Below are 4,570 nucleotides of genomic sequence, written 5' to 3' on the forward strand. Positions count from 1 at the left end.
AATATTGATGAACTTTCTAGTCTGGACCTTGGCTCTACCGCAAGCAAATTAGGAATTGGAGGCTGATATGCCAGATCTAATCGGTATTGGCCTTTCAGGTCTACAAGCTCATCAGACAGCCTTATAGGTCACGGGTAATAATGTTTCTAATACCAATACACCTGGCTACAGTCGTCAGGAGGCCGTGTTTGTAGATAATAAATCTATTCTTACTGGTAGTGGTTACACTGGTCAGGGCGCGAATATTGCCACGATTCGTAGAAATGCAGAGGATTTTATTAGCGAGCAGGTTCGTGCCGATACAACCGTTTATCATGAACGTGATGCAGTGCTTACTCAAGCAGAGTCGATCGATAACTTGCTTGCCAGCACGACAACTGGTTTGACGCCTGCTATGACTGCTTTCTTCCAAGCCTTCCAAGGTGGCGCTGATGACCCAACCTCTATCCCTCAGCGACAGTTATTATTGACGCAAACCGAAGGTTTGGTTTCCAGGTTTCATGCATTGGACAATCGACTTAATTCTCAGATGGAAAATATTGACGTAGAGCTGGCGGCCTCGGTTGCTGCGATCAATAGTTTGTCTCAAGGTTTGGCCGAATTGAATCAGTCTATTGCTGTTGCAATTGGTGCAGGGCAGGGTGATTTACCCAACAATTTATTAGATGCTCGGGATGAAGCTTTACGAGAGCTATCTGAATACGTAAACGTAGCAGTTTTTCCTACAGGAGCAGATGGTCAGGTCAACGTATTTGTGGGAAATGGTCAGCCTCTTGTTTTAGGAAGCTCTTCAAATCAGTTGGATGTGACTTTAAACCCTAGTGACACTGAACGAAAAGAAATTGTTATGCAGGTTAATGGTCGCTCTCAGATAATTAGTAATGAGCTGACCGGCGGAAAAGTAGGTGGGCTTCTAGACTTTAGAGACAATGAACTTACAACAGCAGTTAATAGTCTCGGTCGTATAGCTATGGTTTTGTCAGACACCGTCAACAAGCAGCATGGCTTGGGTATGGATCTGGAAGATAATTTAGGCGGCCTATTCTTTAGGGATGTTAATGAGGAAGTGTTGGCACGAAGCCGCGTTCTGGGAAATAGTACCAATGCTGAACCTCAAGATCATAGTATGCAGGTTAACATCATTGATGCGACCGAGTTGACAACCAACGATTACGACCTGAAATTTGAAGGTCCATCGAGCAACGATTATACCCTGTTCATCGCAGGTACAAATAATGTTGTGACCAAAGGGATACTACCTGGAATTTTTCCGGCTAGTGTTGAAGTCGATGGTTTTCAGCTGCAGTTTAATTCCGGCACTTTCAAGGTTGGTGATCGTTTTGTTATTAAACCCACAAAAAATGGTGCAGAGGATATAGGCGCAGAAATTGACAGGGTTGAAGCGATTTCTTTCGCCGCCCCAGTTCGTGCGGATGCTAACCTGGGTAATACCGGTAATGCGAATATTAGCCTTGGGACCATGCTTGATGTAGAGAGCCCACTGACTAACGCAACCTTGCCTATCTTTGCTACCGAAGGGCAGTTGTCTCCACCCTTGGAAATTGAGTTTATTACTGACACCCGATTTCAAGTATTGAATGTGTCTGATCCGGCTAATCCGATACCGCTTACGCCAGCGATGAATAACCTATTGTACAACCCTGGTATTACCAATACGATTTTCACCTCTGACCCAGGAGAAATGCGAGTTTCGGCATTGGGAAGCGATACCTTTCAGGTTGGAACGCCAGCGGCGAGTACTGGCACTTTGGTTAATGGTTTTGGTGCTCAAAACCTAACTATCTTGAAGCGTGATACTGAGACGGGTGTCGTTAACTCTCAGGTTCTGGGAATAACGGCGAACAGTTCTGCAAAGGAAATTGCTGATAGCTTACAGGCTGTTCAAGGGATTCAGGCAAATGCTTATACCCAGGTTCGTTTGGATAATTTCGTTGATGCGGCCAATGGTACAGACCTTGGCTTCGTCATCAATGGTGAAACCATTACCATTCCGGCAGGTAGTATTTCGACTCAAGATGACCTGGCTAGTTTGATTAATGAAAACACGACTTTGCAGGATTTGGATATCTATGCTGTAAGTGATGGCAATGACGTTGAAATTCATGCCAGTAACGGTATTGATATTGTTGTGTCTGTCACTGGTGCGGCAGGTGACAGTGTCAATGTCAGTGCTGTGGATCCTTATAACCCGGGCGCATTTTCAGCGGATACAGAAACGGTGATAGCGGGAAATGGTGTTTCTGTCGGTGGCGCGGTTGACGTAACACTTGCGGATGGCATCAGCTTTACCTCTGACGTCGATAGTGTTTTTGAACGGGCACCCGTAGGGCAGTCAATTTACCTCGGGTTTCAGTTCGAGATTAAAGGCCAAGCTGAGGCGGGTGATAGTTTCAGAATAGATTACAACACAGGTGGTGTCTCGGATAACCGCAATGCTTTAGCCATGGCTGGGTTGGAAAGTGCAGGGACGGTTCAAGGTGGTGTGATTAGCTATGGTGAAGCCTATTCACAGATTATTGAAGAAATTGGCACAGTAACCAATCGGGCACGTCTGGAAGCTGATTCTGCGAAAGCCTTATTGGTTCAGTCTGAAAACAATAGAGAGTCTATCTCTGGTGTTAACCTGGATGAAGAAGCGGGTAAGCTGGTGCAGTTTCAGTCTGCTTATAACGCATCGGCACAAGTTGTATCGGTTGCCAGAGAGCTTTTTGATACGCTATTGAATGCCTTTAGATAGAGTTTAATTGAAGATAGAGTTGGGAAAAACAGGGGTGGTTTAAGTACCATCAAGTGACGCTTATGAGAATATCAACGCAGCAGCTTTTTAACCGTGGTCTGGAAGCGATTCAGGATGTTCAGTCTGATCAGCAAAAGACACAGTTACAAATATCGACGGGCAAGAAAGTCTTAACGCCTGCGGATGACCCGGTTGCTTCAACTCGAATTTTGGAGCTGAATCAGGAACTGGAGCTAAACTCTCAGTTTCAACGGAATATTGAACTGGCTCGTGGTCATTTAAACTTGCAAGACGACTTACTTGGTAGTATCAACTCAGTTGTCCAGCGTATTCGTGAATTGACGGTGACCGCAGGGAACGGTGTTCTAAACAAAAGTGATTTATCGGCGATTTCAACCGAGGTGAAGGAACGCTTGTCGCAACTTGCGGGTTTGATGAACTCACAAGATGCCAGCGGTGAATATTTATTTAGTGGCTTTCAGGGTGGTACGGAGCCCTTTCAGCAGAATGTTTCGGGTACTTACGTTTATCAAGGAGATGAGGGGAGACGTTTTGTTCAGGTCGAGCCAAATGTTACAATTGCTTCATCTGAAAATGGCAAACAAATATTTCAAGATATTGCTGTTGATAAAAATACCTTCTATACCGCTGCAAACCCTCATAACCAAGCTGTACCAGAAGCCAGAATCACGACGGGGCAAGTGATAGATCAAGAGCTTTATGACCAGTTTTATCCTGGTGATATGATAGTGACTTTCACCTCGCCTTCAGAGTTTAACGTGACTGACAAAGCGACGGGTAGATCTTATCTGGCCAATCAGGCTTATTCACAGAATGATCCGATTGTCGTCAATGGCGTTCAATTTGAGATAACCGGCACGCCTACTGCGGGTGATAGCTTCTTTATCGAATCAACTGAAAAGCAGGGCGTTCTGTCAACGATTGAGAAGTTTATCTATACCTTGGATAACTTTACTGCCACAGAAGAAGGTCGAGCGACTTTTGATGCGAACCTGGAAAGTGCCTTGATAAACCTGGATAGCGCTGAAACCTCTATTCTAGAAGCTCGAAGCCAGATTGGTGCACGTCTGAACACTGTTGAAACAACAGAGGAACAGCTTAAGGATGTGGAGCTTCTAACAGAGCAAACTCTGAGCGACCTAGAATCGGTTGACTATGCGGAAGCCGTCAGTTTGTTGTCCTTACAGCAGTTCACTTTGGAAGCTGCCTACTCCTCTTATTCTCAGGTGTCTTCACTTTCCTTATTTGATCGCTTATAAAGCGGTGGCTTTTAAGCTTTCTTCTTTGGCGCTCTGCTCCAGATGAGCGATGCAAGCCTGTAGGGTTCGGCTTACCTGAGTTTGGTCCCTAATCATGGCCAGTTTTGGCCAGGTGCAGCGTTCACCCATTTTCAAGATATAGTCTCTTTCTGAAGGGCTAGGGTTCTTCATGAACTTGGTATACCAGGAAGGCGGAAATTCAGGGTGGATATTGATGTCGCCCAAATAGTCCTGATCAAGCATCAAGGAAGCGTGATTTAGCCAAGAACTCCAAGCCTGAGAGTGAAACCGACGCTTCCCCAACTTAAGTAGAGCCTTTCCTTGAGAAAAGCTACTGCTGACCAATAGGTCGGCAAGGAAGGCTGCAAGACCATCATCCTGACGTTGAGAGACAAAAGGCACAATATGTGGGTTGGCCTGGCTGACTATAAAGTAGTTTGCATTGTGAAGCCGGCTCATTCTTTGCCTCGGAATATCGGTAGCAAAAGAGCCGTCATACCAGCGTTCACCTTTTAGATAGGCCTGCTTTTCC

Annotated in this window: 2 protein-coding genes and 2 pseudogenes; 3 read left to right on the forward strand and 1 reads right to left on the reverse strand. The window is 45.5% G+C overall.

Features of this window, described 5'->3' with window-relative positions:
• Positions 1-139 precede the first annotated feature (139 nt).
• From flgK to flgL, 3 genes and pseudogenes are all read left to right on the forward strand, one after another.
• Positions 140-1,084 (forward strand): annotated as a pseudogene (gene flgK, locus A3757_RS27885) (flagellar hook-associated protein FlgK); the annotation flags it as partial.
• Between the two features lie 1,380 nt (positions 1,085-2,464).
• Positions 2,465-2,758 (forward strand): flagellar basal body rod C-terminal domain-containing protein, encoded by a 294-nt coding sequence (locus A3757_RS27890; protein WP_255374982.1) that lies wholly within the window; start codon positions 2,465-2,467, stop codon positions 2,756-2,758.
• Positions 2,759-2,820: 62 nt separating this feature from the next.
• Positions 2,821-4,038 (forward strand): flagellar hook-associated protein FlgL, encoded by a 1,218-nt coding sequence (gene flgL, locus A3757_RS08975; protein WP_068511772.1) that lies wholly within the window; start codon positions 2,821-2,823, stop codon positions 4,036-4,038.
• Here flgL and A3757_RS26640 read toward each other — a convergent pair.
• Positions 4,033-4,570, reverse strand: a pseudogene (locus A3757_RS26640) (hypothetical protein); the annotation flags it as partial. The gene flgL and the pseudogene A3757_RS26640 sit on opposite strands and share 6 nt — an antisense overlap.

The sequence above is a fragment of the Oleiphilus sp. HI0117 genome (assembly GCF_001635235.1).

Excerpts from the sequence above, each read along its gene's own strand:
- A3757_RS27890 (WP_255374982.1), top strand. The coding sequence starts at position 2,465 with ATGGCTGGGTTGGAAAGTGCAGGGACGGTTCAAGGTGGTGTGATTAGC.
- flgL (WP_068511772.1), top strand. The coding sequence starts at position 2,821 with ATGAGAATATCAACGCAGCAGCTTTTTAACCGTGGTCTGGAAGCGATT.